The sequence below is a fragment of the Lysobacter enzymogenes genome, assembly GCF_017355525.1.
Taxonomy (GTDB): Bacteria; Pseudomonadota; Gammaproteobacteria; order Xanthomonadales; family Xanthomonadaceae; genus Lysobacter; species Lysobacter enzymogenes_C.
Genome location: NZ_CP067395.1, coordinates 910869 through 930088, shown reverse-complemented (window position 1 = coordinate 930088; position 19220 = coordinate 910869). Strand labels below are relative to the sequence as shown.

The 19220-nt window shown below is 70.5% G+C and carries 16 protein-coding genes; 9 read left to right on the top strand and 7 right to left on the bottom strand.

Annotation, left to right across the window (positions count from 1 at the left end; genetic code table 11):
* Positions 1–2: 2 nt before the first annotated feature.
* The 7 genes from JHW38_RS03705 to JHW38_RS03675 are packed head-to-tail and all read left to right on the top strand — an operon-like array spanning position 3 to position 6435.
* On the top strand, positions 3–1310 hold the full coding sequence (locus tag JHW38_RS03705) for an NAD(P)/FAD-dependent oxidoreductase (RefSeq protein WP_207524679.1): 1308 nt from the start codon (positions 3–5) through the stop codon (positions 1308–1310).
* Positions 1307–2095, top strand: coding sequence for a DUF1365 domain-containing protein (locus tag JHW38_RS03700; protein ID WP_207524678.1), 789 nt, complete (start codon positions 1307–1309; stop codon positions 2093–2095). Before JHW38_RS03705 ends, JHW38_RS03700 begins: the two co-directional genes overlap by 4 nt.
* Entirely contained in the window at positions 2092–3408 is a 1317-nt protein-coding gene (locus JHW38_RS03695) for an SAM-dependent methyltransferase (RefSeq protein ID WP_207524677.1), read from the top strand. Before JHW38_RS03700 ends, JHW38_RS03695 begins: the two co-directional genes overlap by 4 nt.
* On the top strand, positions 3405–3950 hold the full coding sequence (locus tag JHW38_RS03690) for a DUF2878 domain-containing protein (protein WP_207524676.1): 546 nt from the start codon (positions 3405–3407) through the stop codon (positions 3948–3950). Before JHW38_RS03695 ends, JHW38_RS03690 begins: the two co-directional genes overlap by 4 nt.
* Positions 3947–4753: a DUF1295 domain-containing protein gene (locus JHW38_RS03685; RefSeq protein WP_207524675.1), complete on the top strand. Its 807-nt coding sequence runs from the start codon at positions 3947–3949 to the stop codon at positions 4751–4753. Before JHW38_RS03690 ends, JHW38_RS03685 begins: the two co-directional genes overlap by 4 nt.
* A complete protein-coding gene (locus tag JHW38_RS03680) occupies positions 4750–5844 on the top strand; it encodes an SAM-dependent methyltransferase (protein ID WP_207524674.1) in 1095 nt (364 codons plus the stop codon). Before JHW38_RS03685 ends, JHW38_RS03680 begins: the two co-directional genes overlap by 4 nt.
* A 9-nt stretch (positions 5845–5853) precedes the next feature.
* Positions 5854–6435: a lipocalin family protein gene (locus tag JHW38_RS03675; protein WP_207524673.1), complete on the top strand. Its 582-nt coding sequence runs from the start codon at positions 5854–5856 to the stop codon at positions 6433–6435.
* Between the two features lie 28 nt (positions 6436–6463).
* On the opposite strand, the gene JHW38_RS03670 is transcribed toward JHW38_RS03675, so the two are convergent.
* Entirely contained in the window at positions 6464–6706 is a 243-nt protein-coding gene (locus JHW38_RS03670; protein WP_207524672.1) for a hypothetical protein, read from the bottom strand.
* Complete coding sequence (locus JHW38_RS03665; RefSeq protein ID WP_242691179.1) at positions 6703–7800, bottom strand: MBL fold metallo-hydrolase; 1098 nt, start codon at positions 7798–7800, stop codon at positions 6703–6705. Before JHW38_RS03665 ends, JHW38_RS03670 begins: the two co-directional genes overlap by 4 nt.
* 132 nt (positions 7801–7932) lie before the next feature.
* Between JHW38_RS03665 and JHW38_RS03660 the strand changes: the two genes are divergently transcribed.
* Positions 7933–8550 (top strand): TetR/AcrR family transcriptional regulator, encoded by a 618-nt coding sequence (locus JHW38_RS03660; RefSeq protein ID WP_207524670.1) that lies wholly within the window; start codon positions 7933–7935, stop codon positions 8548–8550.
* Positions 8551–8610: 60 nt separating this feature from the next.
* On the opposite strand, the gene JHW38_RS03655 is transcribed toward JHW38_RS03660, so the two are convergent.
* Positions 8611–9249 (bottom strand): hypothetical protein, encoded by a 639-nt coding sequence (locus JHW38_RS03655; RefSeq protein ID WP_207524669.1) that lies wholly within the window; start codon positions 9247–9249, stop codon positions 8611–8613.
* Between the two features lie 349 nt (positions 9250–9598).
* Between JHW38_RS03655 and JHW38_RS03650 the strand changes: the two genes are divergently transcribed.
* Positions 9599–9832: a hypothetical protein gene (locus JHW38_RS03650; RefSeq protein WP_207524668.1), complete on the top strand. Its 234-nt coding sequence runs from the start codon at positions 9599–9601 to the stop codon at positions 9830–9832.
* 91 nt (positions 9833–9923) lie between these two features.
* On the opposite strand, the gene JHW38_RS03645 is transcribed toward JHW38_RS03650, so the two are convergent.
* The 4 genes from JHW38_RS03645 to JHW38_RS03630 all read right to left on the bottom strand — a co-directional run bounded on the left by JHW38_RS03645 (position 9924) and on the right by JHW38_RS03630 (position 19186).
* Positions 9924–11285 carry an alpha/beta hydrolase family protein gene (locus JHW38_RS03645; RefSeq protein ID WP_207524667.1) on the bottom strand — a complete coding sequence of 454 codons (1362 nt, stop codon included), beginning with the start codon at positions 11283–11285 and terminating at the stop codon, positions 9924–9926.
* A 149-nt stretch (positions 11286–11434) separates the two neighbouring features.
* Entirely contained in the window at positions 11435–14647 is a 3213-nt protein-coding gene (locus JHW38_RS03640; protein WP_207524666.1) for an efflux RND transporter permease subunit, read from the bottom strand.
* Between the two features lie 7 nt (positions 14648–14654).
* Positions 14655–15893, bottom strand: a complete 1239-nt coding sequence (locus JHW38_RS03635) for an efflux RND transporter periplasmic adaptor subunit (RefSeq protein WP_207524665.1) — start codon at positions 15891–15893, stop codon at positions 14655–14657.
* A gap of 155 nt (positions 15894–16048) precedes the next feature.
* Complete coding sequence (locus JHW38_RS03630) at positions 16049–19186, bottom strand: efflux RND transporter permease subunit (RefSeq protein ID WP_207526237.1); 3138 nt, start codon at positions 19184–19186, stop codon at positions 16049–16051.
* Positions 19187–19220 lie beyond the last annotated feature (34 nt).

Genomic DNA, 19220 nt, shown 5'->3' with positions numbered 1-19220 from the left:
GCATGCGCATCGCCGTCGTAGGTTCCGGCATCGCCGGCCTGGCCAGCGCCTGGCTGCTGCACCGCGAGCACGAAGTGGTGCTGTTCGAGCGCGACCCGCGCCTGGGCGGACACACCGATACCCACGACGTGCGCCTGCACGGGCGCGACTATCGCGTCGATACCGGCTTCATCGTGTTCAACCCGATCCACTACCCGCTGCTGAGCCGTCTGTTCGAGGAACTCGGCGTGGCGTCGCGGCCGACCACGATGAGCTTCTCGGTGCAGTGCCAGCGCAGCGGCCTGGAATACAACGCGACCGATCTGGACTCGTTGTTCTGCCAGCGCCGCAACCTGCTCTCGCCGCGCTTCTGGGGCATGGTGCGCGATCTGACCCGCTTCTACCGGCATGCGCCGGAACTGCTGGAACAAAGCGGCCCCGGACCGAGCCTGGGCGACTACCTGCGGCGCGAACGCTACGGCGCCGCGTTCCGCGACCTGCACCTGCTGCCGATGACCTGCGCGCTGTGGTCGTTGCCGGCCGCGCGCGCGCTGGAGTTTCCCGCGCGCTATCTGGTCCGGTTCATGGCCAACCACCAGATGCTGCAAGTCTCGGCGCGGCCGCAGTGGCGCGTCGTCGACGGCGGTTCCGACCGCTACATCACCGCGATGCGTTCGCGCTGGAGCGTGCGCGAGCGGCCCGGCTGCGGCGTGACCGGCCTGCGCCGCGACGCGCAGGGCGTGTGGGTCCGCCACGACTGGGGCCTGGAGCGGTTCGATCACGCGGTAATGGCCTGCCACAGCGACCAGGCCCTGGCCCTGCTCGAAGACGCCGACCCGCGCGAGCGCGACATCCTCGGCGCGATCGGCTATCAAACCAACGAAGCGGTGCTGCACACCGACGCGCGCCTGCTGCCGCGCCGGCGCAAGGCCTGGGCGGCCTGGAACGCCTACGTGCCGGCCGATCCCGGCGCGGGCTGCACGGTCAGCTATTGCATGAACCTGTTGCAAGGCCTGGACGCGCCCGAACCGGTGGTGGTCACGCTCAACCGCAGCGCCGACATCGATCCGGCGAAAGTCCTCGCGCGCATGCGCTACGCGCATCCGGTCCACGACCCGGCCGCGGTCGCCGCGCAACAGCGCAAGGCGCAGATCCAAGGGCGTCGCCGCACCTGGTTCGCCGGCGCCTACTGGGGCTGGGGCTTCCACGAAGACGGGATGCGCTCGGCGGTGGAAGTGGCGCAGGGCCTGGGCGCGGCGTCGGGCGCGCGCTTCGCGCTGGCGCCGCACCTGGATGCGGGGCCGCGCACCGATTCGCAAGAGGCGGCATGAACGCCGCCGCCGACAGCACGCTGCACAGCGCCATCTACGAAGGCAGCGTGCGCCATCGCCGCCATCATCCGCGCGCGCATGCGTTCGGCTACCGCATGGCCCAGCTGTATCTGGACCTGGACGAAGTCGAGCGGGTGTTCGAACGCCGCTGGCTGTGGTCGACGCGGCGCGGCAACCTCGGCCGCTTCCGCCGCGAGGACTATCTCGGCCCGCACAGCCTGCCGCTGGCGCAAGCGGTGCGCGAGCGGGTCCGCCAGCACTGCGGCCGCGAACCGCGCGGGCCGATCCGCCTGCTGACCCATCCGCGCTACTGCGGCTACGTGTTCAATCCGGTCAGCTTCTACTACTGCTTCGGCGAGGACGGGCGCGCGCTCGATTGCATCGTCGCCGAAATCACCAACACGCCCTGGGGCGAGCGCCACGCCTACGTACTCGACGCCGAATCCGCGCAGCGGCGCGGCCGCGCGCGGCTGTGGACGTTCGACAAGCAGTTCCACGTTTCGCCGTTCATGCCGATGGCGATGCGCTACGCCTGGCGCTTCACCGATCCGGGCCCGGACTTGTTCGTGCACATGGACGTGTACGACCGCGACCGGCGCGAGTTCGACGCCACCTTGCGCCTGCAGCGGCGGCCGTGCGACGGCGCGGCGCTGGCGCGGCTGCTGTGGCGCTATCCGCTGATGACCGCGCAGATCGTCGGCGCGATCCACTGGCAGGCGCTGCGGCTGTGGCTCAAGCGCAACCCCGTCCACGACCATCCGCGCCGCGAGCGAGGCCACGCATGAACCCGACCGTCGTCCCGTCCGCCGCGCGCAGCGACGCCTTCACCGCGCTCGACGCGTTGCTGCGGCGGCGCTTGCTCGAGCGTCTGGCGCAACTGCGCCACGGCCGCGTGCGCGTGCGCGATGCGCTCGGCGAGGTCGAACTGGGACGCGCCGACGAGGCGCAGGCAGATGCGCTGGCGCCGGCCATCGTCGTGCACGACCCGGGCTTCTATCGCGCGTTGGCCGCGAACGGCAGCGTCGGCGCCGGCGAAGCCTACATCGACGGGCTGTGGGACTGCGACGATCTGGTCGCACTGGTGCGCCTGTTGGTGCGCAACCGCGACCTGTTGGATTCGATGGAAACCGGCTGGGCCCGTCTCGGCGGCTGGGCGCTGCGCGGCTGGCACCGGCTGCGGCGCAACACCCGCGCCGGCAGCCGCCGCAACATCGCCGCGCATTACGATCTGGGCAACGAGTTCTTCGCCTTGTTCCTGTCGCCGGACCTGATGTACTCCAGCGCCGTGTACGCCGGCGAAGACGACAGCCTGGAAGCCGCGTCGCAACGCAAGCTCGAACGCATCTGCCGCAAGCTGGACCTGCGGCCCGACGACCGGGTGATCGAAATCGGCACCGGCTGGGGCGGCTTCGCCGTGTACGCGGCCGGCCGCTACGGTTGCCACGTCACCAGCACCACGGTTTCGCGCGAACAATACGACCTGGCCGCGCAACGGGTGCGCGAGGCCGGCCTCGACGACCGGGTGACCTTGCTGCTGCAGGACTACCGCGACCTGCGCGGGCAGTACGACAAGCTGGTGTCGATCGAGATGGTCGAGGCGGTCGGCGCCGACTTCCTGGCGGACTACTTCGGCCGCGTCGGCGCGTTGCTGGCGCCGCACGGGCTGGCGATGCTGCAGGCCATCACCATCGAGGACCACCGCTACCGGCAGGCGCTGCGGCAGGTCGACTTCATCAAGCGCTTCGTGTTTCCGGGCAGCTTCATTCCCTCGATCGGCGCCCTGCTCGACGCCAAGACCCGCGCCAGCGACCTGGCGCTGGTGCAACTGGACGATTTCGGCCCCTCCTACGCGCTGACCTTGCGCGACTGGCGACGCAACTTCCTGCGCGAACGCGCGCGCATCGAGGCGATGGGCTACGACCGCCGCTTCCTGCGCTTGTGGGAGTTCTACCTGTGCTACTGCGAGGGCGGCTTCCGCGAGCGCTCGATCGGCGTCGCCCAGATGCTGCTGGCCAAGCCCGGACATCGGCGCGCGGCGCGGCTGCCCGAGGCCGAGTTGCGCGCCTCGGAACCGCAGGCTTTGGAGCTGCGCGCATGAGCGTCTGGATCGAGTTTCTCGGCTATCAAGCCGTGTGGTTCGCCGCGGTGATCGCCGCAGGGAACGGACGGTGGTGGCCCGGCGCGCTCGCCGCGGCGCTGTTCGTGGCGGTCCAACTGGCGGTTTCGCCGCGGCGTTCGGCGTTGTTCAAACTGCTCGCCGCGGCGCTGCTGGCCGGCGCGATCGTCGACGGCGCACTGGCGCTGTCCGGCCTGGCCCGTTACGCCGCGGCGTGGCCGTCGCCGCAGTTCGCGCCGCTCTGGATCCTCGGCCTTTGGTGCGCATTCGCGACCACGCTGATGCGCAGCCTGCGCTCGCTCCAGCGGCGTCCGGCGCTGGCCGCGTTGCTCGGCCTGATCGGCGCGCCATTGGCGTATTCGGGCGCCGCGCGCGGGTTCGACGCGGTCGCTTTCGCCGAGCCGGCCTGGCACGGCCTGCTCGCGCTGGCGCTGGGATGGGCCGCGGCGCTGCCGTGGCTGGCGCGCGTCGGCCGCGACGGTGCGCGCGGCGCGTCCGTCGCCGCGTCGGGAGCCGGCGCATGAACCTGCTGCCTGTACTGATCGCGATCTGGGCGGCGACGGCGGTCGCGATGACCGCCGGCTGGTGGTGGCAGCGCCGGCACGCCAACGCCGGCATCGTCGACGTGCTGTGGGCGGCCGCGGTCGGCGCCGGCGCGGTCGCGTGCGCGGTCTTCGGCGCCGGCAGCGCGACGGTGCGGATCGCGGTGGCGGTGTGCGGCGCGCTGTGGGCGTTGCGGCTGGCGCGGCACCTGTGGCAGCGCGTGCGCAGCGAGGGCGAGGACGGCCGCTACCGCCACCTGCGCCAGCATTGGCGCGGGCATCAGGGCAAGTTCTTCCTGTTCTTCCAGTTGCAGGCCTTGCTGGTGCCGTTGTTCTGCCTGCCGTTCGCGGCCGCGGCCGCCCATCCGGCGCCGCGCGCGTTGTGGCTGGCCGCCGGCGCAGCGGTGTGGCTGCTGGCCTGGGCCGGCGAAGCGCTGGCGGATCGTCAGCTGGCGCGCTTCCGCGCTCGTCCCGGGCAGCGCGGGCGCACTTGCGACACCGGGCTGTGGCGCTATTCGCGCCACCCCAACTATTTCTTCGAATGGCTGCACTGGTTCGCCTACGCGCTGTTCGCGATCGGCTCGCCGTGGGCATGGCTGGCCTGGACCGGGCCGGCGACGATGTACCTGTTCCTGCGCTACCTCAGCGGCGTGCCGTACACCGAGGCGCAGGCGCTGCGCACCCGCGGCGACGACTACCGCCGCTATCAGCAGCGCACGCCGATGATCTTTCCCTGGTTTCCGCGCGCTGCGCCCGAACGCTCCGGCCAAGAGGAATCCCGATGAACGCTTCCGCTTCCACCCATGCCTTGCGGCCTTCGGCGTTTTCGCCGGACAGTGCGCCCGCCGCGGGCCTGCTCGGCCTGGCCGAACGCGGCTGGCTGCCGGACGCGGCGATCCGCCACGGCATCCGCCGCCTGTGCGCGCAACGCCTGCGCGAGGAGCGCGCCGACGGCCTGAGCGGCCAATACGATCTTTACCGCTCGCGCATCGAACTGCTGCGCAAGAGCCCGATCGCGATCCACACCGACGCGGCCAACGGCCAGCATTACGAGCTGCCGCCGGAGTTCTTCGCCCAATGCCTGGGGCCGCGGATGAAGTACTCCTGTTGCTACTACCCCACCGGCGAGGAGACCCTGGCCGAGGCCGAACTGGCGATGCTCGAACTCTACGGCCAGCGCGCGCGGCTTGAAGACGGCCAGCACATCCTCGAACTGGGCTGCGGCTGGGGCTCGCTGACCTTGTGGATGGCGCAACGCTACCGCGCCGCGCAGATCGTCGCGGTGTCCAATTCGGCGCCGCAGCGCGAGCACATCGAACGCCGTTGCCGCGAGCTCGGGCTGGACAACGTCGCGGTACTGACCTGCGACGTCAATACGCTGTCGCTGCCGGCGAGCGGTTTCGACCGTTGCGTGTCGATCGAGATGTTCGAGCACATGCGCAACTACGAGCAGTTGCTGCGCCGCATCGCCGGCTGGCTGCGGCCGGACGGCAAGCTGTTCGCGCACCTGTTCTGCCACCGCGACCTGATGTATCCGTTCGACACCGCGGCCGACGACGACTGGATGGGCCGGCACTTCTTCACCGGCGGCCTGATGCCGGCCGCCGACACCCTGCTGTGGTTCCAGGACGACCTGCGCATCGACAAGCGCTGGCTGCTCGACGGCACCCATTACCAGCGCACCGCCAACCATTGGCTGGCCAATCAGGATGCGCAGCGCGAGCGCGCCGACCGCGCGCTGGCGGCGGCCTACGGCGACGCCCATCGGCTGTGGCGGCAGCGCTGGCGGATGTTCTGGATGGCCTGCGCCGAACTGTTCGGCTACGACGGCGGCCAGCAGTGGGGCGTCGTCCACTATCTGTTCTCCAAGCGCTGAGGGCCCGCCATGCGCACACCGATCCGCATCTGGGCCGCGCTGGCCCTGATCCCCGCCCTGCACGGCTGCGCCGGCAACGCCCGGCCGATGCCGCCGGTCGCCGCGGTCGACCTGCCGCGCTTCATGGGCGCCTGGTACGTGATCGCGCACGTGCCCTCGCCGCCCGAGCGCGAGGCGTTCGACGCGGTGGAGTCTTACCGGCTCGACCGCGACGGCCGGGTGCTGACCACCTTCACCTATCGCAAAGGCAGCCACGACGCGCCGCTGAAGACGATGAAGCCGACCGGCTTCGTCCGTCCCGGCACCGGCAACGCGGTCTGGGGCATGCAGTTCGTCTGGCCGATCAAGGCCGAGTACGTGATCGCCTATCTCGACGCCGATTACACCCAGACCATCGTCGCGCGCAGCAAGCGAGATTACGCCTGGATCATGGCGCGAACGCCGACGCTGCCGGAAGCCGACTATCGGCGACTGAGCCAGCGGTTGGTCGAGTTGGGTTATCGCGCCGAAGCGATCCGGCGCGTGCCGCAGGCGTCAGCCGCGGCAGGGCCCGACCGCGCCACGGGCACCGCCGAGGGCGAGCGCCCGTAGTGACGGCGCGGCCGGAACCGGCCGACGGCTATCGCACGATCCGCGGCATGTCGTTGCTGGCATCGACCACCGCTGCGACCGCATAGCCGCTGCGCGCGATCGCCGCCACCGTCTCGTCGACGCTGAGCCAGTTCTCGACCCGCACGATCTGCGCGTCGAGTTCGTAGTCGCGTTCGAAATTGATCCGGCTGCCGAGGTCGGCGCGCAGCACCGCGGCGACGATGCCGCGCCTGGCGTCGGCGTCTATCTCATCGAGTAATCGCAGTCTCATAGGCGGCTCGCACGAGTGAGGGAATCGAGGGGTTCGGAATGTTCGGCCTCGCGCCACCACGGCGCCGTCGGCTGCGGCGCCTGCAGGTCGACGCGTTCGCCCATGCGCGGCGTGGTCAGCGCCACGCCGCGTTCGGCGGCCAGCGCCGAGACGCGTTCGAACGGTTCGGTCCAGGCGTGCATGGCCAGGTCGAAGGTGCCGTTGTGGATCGGCAGCAGCCAGCGGCCGCGCAGGTCGATGTGCGCCTGCACGGTCTGTTCGGGCTGCATGTGCACGTGCGGCCAGTTGGCGTCGTAGGCGCCGGTTTCCATCAGGGTCACGTCGAACGGGCCGAAGCGGCGGCCGATTTCGGCGAAACCGGCGAAGTAGCCGGTGTCGCCGCTGAAGAACAGGCGCAGCGGCGGGCCGGACGCGGGTTCGTCGATGACGGTCCACGACGCCCACAAGGTCTTGTCGCTGTCGAACAGCCCGCGCCCGGAGAAGTGCTGCGCGGGCGTGGCGACGAAGCGCACGCCGTCGACGGTCGCGCCGTCCCACCAATCGAACTGGCGCACCTTGGCCGGGTCGATGCCCCAGGCGATCAGGCGGTCGCCGACGCCGAGCGGGGTCAGGAACACCTGCGCGGTGTCGGCGAGCCGGCGCACGGTGGCGTAGTCGAGGTGATCGAAGTGATCGTGCGACAGCAGCACGCCGCGCAGCGGCGGCAGCTCGTCCAGCGCGATCGGCGGCGCGTGGAAACGCTTGGGGCCGGCCCATTGCACCGGCGAGGCGCGCTCGGCGAACACCGGGTCGGTGATCCACCAGCCGCCGCGCAGCTTGATCAGCATCGTCGAATGGCCGAGCCGGAACAGGCTGCGGTCCGGCGCCTGCGCCAACTGCTGCGGAGTCAGCGCCAGCACCGTCGGCGGCGCCGCCGGCACGGCGTCGGCCGGCTTGTTGAACAGGGCGTCGCGGAGGATCCGCAGGGTCTTCCAGAAGCCCATCGCCGGCCGCGGGACCGGGTTGCGGAAGCGGCCGTCCTCGCGCTGCGGCGAGGCGGCGTAGCCGTCGGCGGGCGAACGGGTCTTGGCGAAGGAAAGCAGGCAGGCGCTCACGGTGGGGGGACTCCGGTGGCAGGCTGAGACGGGAGGAACGCAGGCGGGCCGGACCGGCCCACCTGAATGATTACACTGCCCAGTGTAGTGTACTTTTTGAGAAAGTAAACCCATCGGTGTAACCTTGCCGCCATGACCAGCCCCGCCCCGCCCCGCCTGACCGACCGCAAGCGCGCCGCGATCCTGGAAGCGGCCGTCGCCGAGTTCCGCCAGGCCGGCTACGACGCCACCAGCATGGACCGCATCGCGGCCAGCGCCGGCGTCTCCAAGCGCACCGTCTACAACCACTTCCCGAGCAAGGAAGCGCTGTTCGCGCAGATCCTGCAGCAGCTGTGGGAACGCAGCCGCGAGTCGCCGGAACTGGCCTACCGCGCCGACCGGCCGCTGCGCCCGCAGTTGCTGGAACTGGTGCGGCAGAAGCTGCAACTGCTGCACGACGAGGCCTTCATCGACCTGGTCCGCGCGGCGGTGGTCGCGGTGATCCCGACGCCGGAGCGCGCGCAGGAGATGTTCAAGCGCGTCGGCGACAAGGAAGAAGGCCTGACCGTGTGGATCCGCGCGGCCGCAGCCGACGGCCGTTTGAACACCGACGACCCGGTGTTCGCTTCGGGATTGCTGCAAGGCTTGGTCAAGGGCCAGGCGTTCTGGCCGCAGATCGCGCTCGGCCATGCGGTGTTGACGCCGGAGCAGCGCGATCGCCTGGCGCAGACGGCCACGGATATGTTCTTGGCGCACTTCGCGTCGGAGTAAGACCGGTTCGCGGCGCGGCCACTGCATGACCGCGCTCGTCTGCGCGCCGCCGCGGCTGCGTCAGCCGCGCCGCGAAATGCCGACGCCCAGATCGTCGCGGATGTAGATCTCGACATACCCCGGCAGCCAGCCGTCGTGCGCCATGCGCACGAACGGCGCGAGCAGGCGGCTGTCCTGGCGCGGGGTCAGGAACACCACCGACCATAGATTCAGCGGCTCCGATTCTTCGCCGCCGACGCCATGGATCACGTGGAAGATCGGCTGGCCGGTGCCGGCCTCGAGCGTCGCGCCGTCGGGCCCGGGATAGTGCGAGGCGCCGATGAAGGTCACCTGCTGCTGCGCGTGGTCGACGCGGGTCTGCTCCAGGATCAGCTCGTAGCGATCCGGTTGCAGCCACAACCGCTGCCGCGATTTGCGCACGAAACGCTCGACTCGCCCGCGCTCGCCCTGATCGGCCCACACCGCCGCGCTGCCCTGCTCCACCACGTAGGGAATGTACAAGTCGGGCCGCCGCGCCTTGCGCGTTTCCATCTCCCACAACTGACTGCGGCTCAGGCGCAGCGGACGGGCCAGGTCGTAGCGTTCGGCGAGGATCCGGTTGACGTCGACGGGCGGCAGTTCGAAGCGGGTGTTCGCGGGGTCGTCCCACGCTTGCGCGAACGCGGGTACATGATCGACGTTCGGGTACTGGACGGTCATCGGCTTGCTCCGGAAAGAAGGATGCGCAGCGTTCGTGTCGCAGGCGACGGACGGGCGGCGCGTGCGTACAAACTAGGACCTCAAGCTTGATCGAGGTCAATGCGCGAACCGGCGGACGGACAGTTCCAGTCGGGCAACGCTGCGGCTGAAGCGCATGAACGCAGATGAAGCGCATGAATCGGGTTTGCGCGATCGGATTTGCGCGCGCGCAGCGCATCGACGCCGCGGCCCAGCGCCGGCGGCTTGCGTCCGCAGGCGCCGCTTTGTGCGCCCGGCTACATATCGGCGCGCGTGGATGGGCGAACATCGCTGCGTCGGCAAACGGTCGACGACGCACGAGGAGACGCGCATGAAGCGCACGATGCAAACGTTGTGCATGGCGGCGACGGTGCTGCTGGCGGTGAGCGCCGGCCCTCCGGCCGTGGCCAAGGGCGGCAACCTGCCCGCGCCCGGCGAGGTCCGCACCTATTTCGAAAACGGCGTCGAGGTCGGACGCGCGGTGCACAACCCTTGCACCGGCCAGATCAGCATCCAGGGCCGGGTCACGTCCGACTACATCGGCTCGTTCACCGTCAGCTGCTGAGCCTGCATCGGAGCCGTGGGCGCTGCGTGCGCCCACGCGCTCGGTCGGGCCGCCGTCGCACGCGGTCTCCCGCGTAGCCGCGGCCGGCCGTTCAACACGGCGAGCGCGCGCACAACGCCGCTTGCCCGTAGCGCGCCTGCAAGCGCTCGCCGCGGATGAAATCGGCCATCGCGCGGAAGTAGCCGTCCGGTTGCCGGGTCGAGACGCGCTCGCCGGCGGCGTCGGTTTCGAACTCGTACATGCCGTGGTCGGCATCGGCGAACACGACGGTATCGATCGGCCGGCCGGCGCGCTGCAGGCCGGCGAGGCGGCGCAGGGTTTCGCGCGGCGGCGCGTCGCGATCCTGGCCGCCGAGCAGCCACAGCTGCGGCGTGTCCAGGTGTTGCAGCAACGGCATCGGATCGTACTGGGCGGGAATGCCCGGCACCAGTTGCGGCGCGTCGCGGCGGATGGTCGCCTCGTCGTTGCCGAGCAGGTACCAGCTGAAGTTGCCGCGCACCGCCGGATACCAGGCTTCCTTGCCGTAGTGCGTCTTGACCTTCGCCAATCGCTCGTAGCCTTCGCTGAAGCCGCTGTCGATCAGGCGCGCGGTGGCGTCGGCGATGGCCATCGCGCCGCGCATCGGCGCGGACGCGGGGTCGGTGGCGAAACCGGCGCGTTCCAGATCGAAGGCGATCGCCTCGCGGTCTTCGTCCAGCGGCGACACCGCCAGGCCGAAGCTGACCACGACGAAATCGACCGGCGCGATGCGCGCGGCCAGCGGCGCGACCCAGCCGCCCTGGCTGCCGCCCTGGTAGCCGATGCGCCCTGCGCGCGCGCCGGCCAGGCGCTTGGCTTCGCGCAAAGCGTGCACGGCATCGGCCGCCAAGGTCAGGTAGTCCTGGGTGTAGCGCCCGCCGGATGCGCCGGTGCCTCGCTTGTCGTAGGCGAACACGCCGATGCCGGCGGCGGCGAACTGGCGTTGCAGCGAGTAGTTGCGCAAAGCCGAATCGCGTTCGGCGCCGTGCACCAGGATCACCACCGGCACCGGGCCGTTGCCCGGCGGCATCGTCAGCCGGCCGGCGAGTTCGGCGCCGCTGCCCTGGAAGCGGGTGTCGGTCTGGATCAGCGCGATGCGTTGTCCGCGCAGGCGGTCGAAGTGCAGGCCGCCGTCGCCGCAATCGGCGAAGCGCACGCGGTGTCCGTCGGGACGCGTGGTCCAGCCCAGCGTGCTGGTCCAGATGCCGTCGCTGCCTCGCGTCAGCAAACCGCTGCGGCCGTCGTCGCGGCGCCAGCGCAGTTGCCCCGCGGCGCCCGGGCCGATGTCCAATGCGCTGCCGTCGTCGAGACGGTAAGCGCCGATCGCGGCCTCGTCGCCGCAGCGTGCGCCGGCGTAGGCGGATTGCGCCGCGCCTGCGACCATCGATGCCGCAAGCAGCAGCTTGCGCGCCGCCGCCAGATAATCGGTATCCATCACGTTCGTTGCCCGCCGCTGGTGTGTGCGGGCACGTTGCCACTTCGCTGGCGGGCCTCGCCAGCGGTGCGCGACGAAGCCGCCGGAACCGCGACGAAACCGCGCTGGGCCGGAACGAAACCCGGCGCCCTGCCCGCGCGGCCGCGGCCTCAGGCGCCCAGCGGCCGCATCGCGCCGGCCGCGCGCGCCTGGCGCCGCGCGCGCAGCCGCTGCGCCGAGCGCTCCAGCCACAGATAGATCACCGGCGTCGTATACAGCGTGACCAACTGCGACAGCAGCAGCCCGCCGACGATGGCCACGCCGAGCGGCCGGCGCAGTTCCGCGCCGATGCCGCTGCCGAGCGCCAGCGGCAACGCGCCGAGCAAGGCGGTCGCGGTGGTCATCATGATCGGGCGCAGGCGCAGCAGGCAGGCGCGGCGGATCGCCTCGCTCGGATCCAGCCCGCCGCGCTGCGCGCCGATCGCGAAGTCGATCATGATGATCGCGTTCTTCTTGACGATGCCGATCAGCAACACGATGCCGACGATGCCTTCGACCGACAGGCTCATGCCGCACAGCATCAGCGCCAGCAGCGCGCCGACGCCGGCCGGCGGCAGGGTCGAGACGATGGTCAGCGGGTGGAGGTAGCTCTCGTACAACACGCCGAGCACGATGTAGATCACCACCACGGCCGCCAGCAGCAGCCAGACTTCGTCGGCGAGCGAGGCGGAGAATTCGGCGGCCTTGCCGACCAGTTGCCCGCGCACCCGCGACGGCAGTTGCAGCTCGCGCTCGACCCGCTCGATCGCCGCGACCGCCTGCGACAGCGAGTAGCCCGGCGCGAGGTTGAACCCGACCGTCACCGCCGGCAGTTGCTGCTGATGGCTGACCACCAGCGGCTCGCTGCCGACCTGGGCGCTGGCCAGCGCGGCCAGCGGCACCACGCCGCCGGCGCCGAGCGCGAAGCCGACGTTGCCGGCGCTGCCTATGCCAGACGGCGTGGCCGAATTGCTCGAAGCCGGCTGGCCGAAACCGCTCGCGTTGCTGCCGGTCAGCGCGCCGTCGCCGTTGGCGCGCACCCCAAGCTGGTTGAGCAAGGCGCCGGCGTTGCGGAACTGCGGCGCGACTTCCATCACCACCCGGTACTGGTTGAGCTGGGTGAAGATGGTCGAAATCTGGCGCTGGCCGAACGCGTCGTACAAGGTGTCGTTGATCGTCTGCATCGGCACGCCGAGGCGGCTGGCCTTGGCCCGGTCGACGTTGAGCAGCAGCGCGTCGCCGCGGTCGGACAGGTTGTTGCCGACGTCGCGCAGCTCCGGCTGCCGGCGCAGGCGCTCGGTCATGCGCTGTGCGTAGTCGGCCAGGGCCTCGTTGTCGACCGAGGACAAGGCGTATTGGTACTCGGTCGCGGCGACGCGATTGTCCAACGCCACGTCCTGCACCGGCTTGAGGTAAAGCGCGACGCCGGGGATGTCGGCCACAGCCTGGCGCAGGCGCGGCAGCAAGCGCTCCAGGCCGTCGCGCTGGCCGCGCTCGGCCAGGACGATGCTGAGCTGGGCCTGGTTCAACGACGGATTGACCGGGCCGGTGCCGATGAACGCGGCGACGCCGGCCACGCCGGCTTGCTTTTGCAGGATCGCCGCCACCGCCTGGGTGCGCTGCTGCATCTGTTCGAAGGCGACGTTCTGGTCGGCCTGGATCACGCCGACGATCAAGCCGGTGTCTTGTTCGGGCAGCAGACCCTTGGGAATGGCGACGTACAAGACGACGGTCAGCGCGACGCTGGCGCTGGCGACCAGCAGCATCAACCGCTGCCGGCCCAACACCCAGTCGAGCGTGCGCGCGTACACGGCGAGGATCCGCGCCCACGCGCCGCCGGCGTGCGCGTCCTCGCGCGGCAGCGCATCGCGCTTGAGCAGATAGGCGCACATCATCGGCGTCAAGGTCAGCGACACCAGCATCGAGATCGCGGTGGCGATGGTCAGCACCCAGGCGAACTCGTGGAACAGACGGCCGGTGACCCCGGGCATCAGCAGCAGCGGCAGGAACACCGCGATCAGCGACACCGTCAGCGACACCACGGTGAAGCCGATCTCGCGCGCGCCGATCTCGGCCGCACGCTTGCTGTCGCGGCCTTGCTCCATGTAGCGCACGATGTTCTCGACCATGACGATGGCATCGTCGACGACGAACCCGGTCGCCACGGTCAGCGCCATCAGCGACAGGTTGTCGAGCGACATGCCGGCGCAGGCCATGACCGCGAACGTGCCCAGCAGCGACAGCGGCACCGCCACCGACGGGATCAGCGTCGCCCACAGCCGGCGCAGGAACACGAAGATCACCGCGACCACCAGGCCGATGGTCAGCGCCAGGGTGAACTGCACGTCCGCGACCGAGGCGCGGATGGTGGCGGTGCGGTCGGCGAACACCTCCAGGTGCACGCCGGCCGGCAGCACGCCGCGCAGTTCCGGCATCAGTTGGCGGATGCGTTCGACCGTGTCGACGATGTTCGCGCCCGGCTGGCGGCGCACGTCCAGCAGCACCGCCGGGCGGCCGTCGGCCCAGGCGGCGAGCTGGTCGTTCTCGACCCCGTCGACGACCCGCGCCACGTCCTGCAACAGCACCGGCGCGCCGTTGCGGTAGCTGACCACGGTGTTGCGGTACTCCACCGCGTCGCGCAGCTGGTCGTTGCTGCCGATGCTGTAGGACTGGGTCTTGCCGTTGAGCGTGCCCTTGGGCGCGTTGACGTTGGCCTGGGTCAGCGCGCTGCGCAGGTCTTCCAGGGTCAGGCCCAGGCCCGACAGTTGCGCCGGATCGACCTGCACCCGCACCGCCGGCCGCACGTTGCCGGCGATCGACACCAGCCCCACGCCCTGCACCTGCGAGAGCTTCTGCGCCAGGATCGAATCGGCGTAGTTGTTGACCTCGCGCAGCGGCAGGCTGTCGGACGTCAGTTTCAGGGTCAGGATCGGCGCATCGGCCAGGTTGACCCGGTTGTAGACCGGTGGATACGGCAGGTTGGCCGGCAGCACGCCCTTGGCCTGATTGATCGCCGCCTGCACGTCCTGCGCGGCCACGTCGATGTCGCGGCCCATGTCGAAGCGCAGAACCACCGTCGATAAACCGGCCGAGGAATCCGACGTCATCATCGCCAGCCCGGCGATCTGGCCGAACTGGCGCTCCAGCGGTGTCGTGACCAATGCCGCCATCGTCGGCGCGCTGGCGCCGGGGTATTGGGTGGTGACGATCAGGCTCGGCGCGTCGATTTCCGGCAATGCCGACACCGGCAACTGGCGATAGCCGAGCAGGCCCAGCAACACCACCGCCGCCATCAGCAGGCAGGTGGCGACCGGGCGGCGGATGAACAGCGTCGAGAAGGCCATGACGCGATCAGCGCGCCGACGCCGCATGCGACGCGCCGCCGGCCGCCGCGGCTGCGGCGACCGTGGCGGTCGCGGCGACCGGCTTGACCTTGCTGCCGGGCTTGAGCCGGAACTGGCCTTCGATCACGACGCGGCCGCCCTCTTTCAAGCCCGCGCCGATCATGACCTGGCTGTCGCCGACTTCGCCGGCGACTTTCACCGGCTGCATCGCGACCGTTTGGTCGGCCTGCAGCAGATACACGTAGTCGCCCTGCGGGCTGCGTTGCAGCGCCTGCGCCGGAATCACCAGACCGCCGGCGACGGTGCGCACCTTCAGCCGCACGTTGACGAACTGCCCCGGCCACAAGGCGCGCGGGTCGTTGTCGAACAGCGAACGCAGCCTGAAGGTGCCGGTGGCCGAATCCACGGCGTTGTCGATGACGTCGAGGCGTCCGCCGGCGGCGACGGTGTGGGCGTCGACCCGGTCCAGCGCTTCGACCTCGAGCGGCGCGGCTTGCGCGGCGCCGGCCTGCGCGGCGCGGTACACGGTGTCGAGATTCTGTTCCGGCAGGCTGAAGGCGACATAGATCGGCCGCACCTGGGTGAGGGTGACGAGGTTGGTGCTGGTCGTCACCACGTTGCCGGGATCGACCCCGCGCAGTCCGGCGACGCCGTCGATCGGCGCCAGCACCCGGGTGTAGTCCAACTGCACCCGCGCGTTGTGGATCGCCGCTTCGTCGGCGGCGATCAGCGCCTCGTTCTGGGCGACGGCGTTGCGTTGGGTGTCGAGGTCGAGCTTGGACACGTACTGGCGATACTGCGGGTCCGACGAACGCCGGTAGTTGCTGCGCGCGGTCGCCAGCGCGGCCTGGTCCTGGCGCAGCTTGGCGACCGCTTCGTCGTAACTGGCCTGGGCGTTGCGCGGGTCGAGCTGGGCGAGCAGATCGCCGCGCTTGACCTCCTGGCCTTCCTTGAAATGCAGTTCGATCAGGCGCACGCCGCCGATCTGCGGATTGACGGTGACGCTGTTGCGCGCCTGCACCGTGCCTTGCGCGGTCAGGTACACCGGCACGTCCTGGCGCGCGACCGCGGCCAGCGCGACCGGCACCGGCGCCTGCGCGTCGCCGCCGCCGGCACCGCCCTCGCCTTTGTCAGCGCCGGGGGCTGCGTTCGGGTCGGCCGGCGCCTGGCTCAACGCCGCCAGTCCCGCGCCGCCCAACACCACCGCCGCGACGGCGACCAACGCGATCTTGCGAAAACGCGACATGCAACGCTCCTGGAATACGTGGGCGGCTGGCGAAGCCGGCTCGTCGATGGGTTCTTCTTAGCGGCGGCTTGCTACAACTTTTCGCATCCGCCGTCGCTGCGTCGGCGAAGTCGGACCGGTTCGGCACAACGCGCAACGACGCGTTCTCGCGGCGTTCATGCCGCGCTCCCGGCGACGGCTAGCGCGCTGCGCATCGCGCGTTTTTCCCGGCGCGCGGCCTTGCGCAGCAGACGGTCGTGATTCCACAGATAGATCGCCGGCGTGCTCAGCAAGGTCAGCAACTGCGACACCAACAGCCCGCCGACGATGGCGATGCCGAGCGGCTGGCGCATCTCCGCGCCGACGCCGAAGCCGATCGCCAGCGGCAGCGCCGCGCCGATCGCCGCCAGCGTGGTCATCAGGATCGGGCGGAAGCGCACCAGCGCGGCTTCGCGGATCGCCTGCACCGGCGTGGCGCCGCGCCGGCGTTCGGCGGTCAGGGCGAAGTCGACCATCAGGATCGCGTTCTTCTTGACGATGCCGATCAGCAGCAGCACCGCGATCACCGTCATCAGGGTCAGCGGCGTGCCGGTGACCAGCATCGCCGCGAACGCGCCGAGCGCCGCGGCCGGCAAGGTCGACAGGATCGTCAGCGGATGCAGCAGGCTCTCGTACAGGACGCCGAGCACGATGTACATCGCCGCGACCGCCGCGAGCAGCAGGATCAAACCGTTGGACTGCGCCGATTGCAGGCGCTGGGCGTCGCCGTCGAGGTTGAGTCGGATGCCCGCGGGCACGCCGGCCTGCTCGACCGCTTCGCGGATCAGCGCCGCGGCGCGGTCGGGCGTGGTGTCGCCGGCGAGGTTGTAGCCGATCTTGGCCGATTCGAGCTGGTTGTAATGGCTGATGTTGGCCGGCGCCAGATGCGGCTCGACCCGCGCCAGCGCCGCCAGCGGCACCATCGCCCCGCCGGCGGCGCGCACCCGCGTCTGCAGCAGGCCGTCGACGCCGAGCCGGCCTTCGTCGGACGAGGTCAGCACCACCCAGTACTGGCTGATGTCGGCATAGATCACCGACACCGTGCGCTGGCCGAACGCGCTGGCCAGGGCCGAGTCGACGTCGCCCATGTTGACGCCCAGGCGCGCGGCCAGGGCGCGGTCGACGCGCAGCATCTGCTGCTTGCCGAGCGCGTCGTAGTTGCTGGCGACGTCGCGGAACTGCGGCATGCGCCGCAGCGCCTCGACCACTTTCAGCGCCGCGGGCTGCAATTCGTCGCCGCCGAGGCCGTTGACCAACTGGAACGAGAACAGCCCGCCGCTGCGGCCTTCGTCGCCGCCGAGCAGTTGCAGCGGGCTCAGCGCGATCGACACGCCGGCGAGCTGCCTGTAACGCTCGTCGAGACGCGCGATCACTTGCTTGAGGCTTTCGGCGCGCTCCCCGGGCCCGCTGCCCTTGGGCTTGAGGTCGACGAACATGTTGCCGGTGCTGCCGACCGCGCCGCCGCTGTCGGCGCCGAGGATGGTGGTGACGTTCAACACCGCCGGGTCGTCGCGCATGATCCGGATCAGCCGTTGCGCGTGTTCGGACAGGCGCGAGGGCGAGACGTTGGTGTCGGCGCGGAAACTCGCCTGCAGCATGCCGGTGTCTTCGTCGGGCATGAACCCGGCGCCGGCGCTGGTCAGCGCGGCCCAGGCCACCGCGACGGTTGCGATCAGCAGCATTGGCGGCTGCCAGCGCATCAGCCGGCGATGGCGCAGCGACCAGTCCAGGGCGCGCTCGTAACGCTGGTGCAGCGCCCGGTCGAATCCTTGCAGCGCCGCTTCCAGCCGCGTGGGTTGCGGCGGCGGCGACGGTTCCGGGGTCAGGTAGCGCGCGCACAGCGCCGGGGTCAGGCTCAGCGACACGATCGCCGAGATCGCCACGGCCGCGGCCAGGGTCGCGGAGAATTCGCGCAGCAGGATCACCAGTTCGTTGTTGCCGAGCAGCAGCGGCGCGAACACCGCCAGCAGCGACAGGGTGATCGAGACGATGGTGAAGCCGATCTCGCCGACCGCCGCGGCCGCCGCCCGCGCCGGCGGCAGGCCATGTTCCATGTGGCGGACGATGTTCTCGATGACCACGATGGCATCGTCGACGACGAAGCCGATGCACAGCACCAGCGCGACCAGCGACAAGGTGTTCAGCGAGTAACCCAACGCCCACATCGCCACGAACGCGCCGGCCAGCGCCAGCGGCACGCTGAGCATGGCGATCAGGGTCGGGCGCAGCCGGCGCAGGAACGCCAGCATCACCGCCGCGACCATGACCACGCTCAGCAGCAGCGCGACTTCGACTTCGTGCAGGCCCGAGCGCACGGTCTGGGTCAGGTCGAACATCGGCGCGACCCGGACATCGGCCGGCAGCGACGCGCGCAAGGCCGGCAGTCGCGAACGGATTTCCGCGACCGTCGCCACCGCATTGGCCTCCGCGCGCTTGCCGATCTGCATCGTCACCGCGCGCTGCGCGCCGAACCACGCGGCCTGGTAGCGGTCCTGCTGGCCGCTGTCGACCCGGGCCACGTCGCCGAGGCGCACCGAGGCGCCGTGGCGCACCGCGATCAGCAGGTCGGCGAATTCGCGCGGGTCGCGCAGGCCGCCGTTGACCGCCACGCTAATGCGCTGGCGGCCGTCGCTGAGCAGGCCCAGCGGCGAGGTCACGTTGGCCGCGATCAGCGCGTTGGCGACGTCGTTGGCGACCAGCCCCTTGGCCGCCAGCGAGGCGTTGTCGAGCTCGATCCGCACCGCGTGCGGCGCGCCGCCGGAGACCTGGACCTGAGCGACGCCCGGAATCTGCGCGATCGCCGGCTTGAGCGTGCGGTCGGCCAGATCGTACAGCCGCTCCGGCGGCTGCGAGTCCGAAGTCAGCGCCAGCATCAGCACCGGAATCGCGTTGGTGTTGGCCTTGAAGTACTGCGGCGGCAGCGGCATGTCGGCCGGCAGGTCCGGCGCGGCGTCGTTGATCGCCGCCTGCACGTCGCGCGCGGCCTTGTCGGCGCTGCGGCCGTACGCGAACGACAACTGGATCAGCACCGAGCCTTCGCTGATCTGCGCTTCCATCGATTGCAGCCCGGCGATGCGCCCGAGCCTGCGTTCCAGCGGCGCGGCCACCGTCGTCGCCATGGTCTGCGCGCTGGCGCCGGGCAGTTGCGACAGCACGGTCACGCCGGGGAATTCCAGCGACGGCAGCGCGGCCACGCCGAGCAGCGCGTAAGTCCACAATCCGGCCAGCACCAGTCCGATGCCGAGCAAGGACAGACCGATCGGGCGACGGATCATCGCGCCGAACAGCGTAGCGTCGAACAACGCCAGG

Coding starts and splice junctions, on each gene's coding strand:
- JHW38_RS03705 (WP_207524679.1), top strand. CDS start 3: ATGCGCATCGCCGTCGTAGGTTCCGGCATCGCCGGCCTGGCCAGCGCC.
- JHW38_RS03700 (WP_207524678.1), top strand. CDS start 1,307: ATGAACGCCGCCGCCGACAGCACGCTGCACAGCGCCATCTACGAAGGC.
- JHW38_RS03695 (WP_207524677.1), top strand. CDS start 2,092: ATGAACCCGACCGTCGTCCCGTCCGCCGCGCGCAGCGACGCCTTCACC.
- JHW38_RS03690 (WP_207524676.1), top strand. CDS start 3,405: ATGAGCGTCTGGATCGAGTTTCTCGGCTATCAAGCCGTGTGGTTCGCC.
- JHW38_RS03685 (WP_207524675.1), top strand. CDS start 3,947: ATGAACCTGCTGCCTGTACTGATCGCGATCTGGGCGGCGACGGCGGTC.
- JHW38_RS03680 (WP_207524674.1), top strand. CDS start 4,750: ATGAACGCTTCCGCTTCCACCCATGCCTTGCGGCCTTCGGCGTTTTCG.
- JHW38_RS03675 (WP_207524673.1), top strand. CDS start 5,854: ATGCGCACACCGATCCGCATCTGGGCCGCGCTGGCCCTGATCCCCGCC.
- JHW38_RS03670 (WP_207524672.1), bottom strand. CDS start 6,706: ATGAGACTGCGATTACTCGATGAGATAGACGCCGACGCCAGGCGCGGC.
- JHW38_RS03660 (WP_207524670.1), top strand. CDS start 7,933: ATGACCAGCCCCGCCCCGCCCCGCCTGACCGACCGCAAGCGCGCCGCG.
- JHW38_RS03655 (WP_207524669.1), bottom strand. CDS start 9,249: ATGACCGTCCAGTACCCGAACGTCGATCATGTACCCGCGTTCGCGCAA.
- JHW38_RS03650 (WP_207524668.1), top strand. CDS start 9,599: ATGAAGCGCACGATGCAAACGTTGTGCATGGCGGCGACGGTGCTGCTG.
- JHW38_RS03645 (WP_207524667.1), bottom strand. CDS start 11,285: ATGGATACCGATTATCTGGCGGCGGCGCGCAAGCTGCTGCTTGCGGCA.
- JHW38_RS03640 (WP_207524666.1), bottom strand. CDS start 14,647: ATGGCCTTCTCGACGCTGTTCATCCGCCGCCCGGTCGCCACCTGCCTG.
- JHW38_RS03635 (WP_207524665.1), bottom strand. CDS start 15,893: ATGTCGCGTTTTCGCAAGATCGCGTTGGTCGCCGTCGCGGCGGTGGTG.
- JHW38_RS03630 (WP_207526237.1), bottom strand. CDS start 19,186: ATGATCCGTCGCCCGATCGGTCTGTCCTTGCTCGGCATCGGACTGGTG.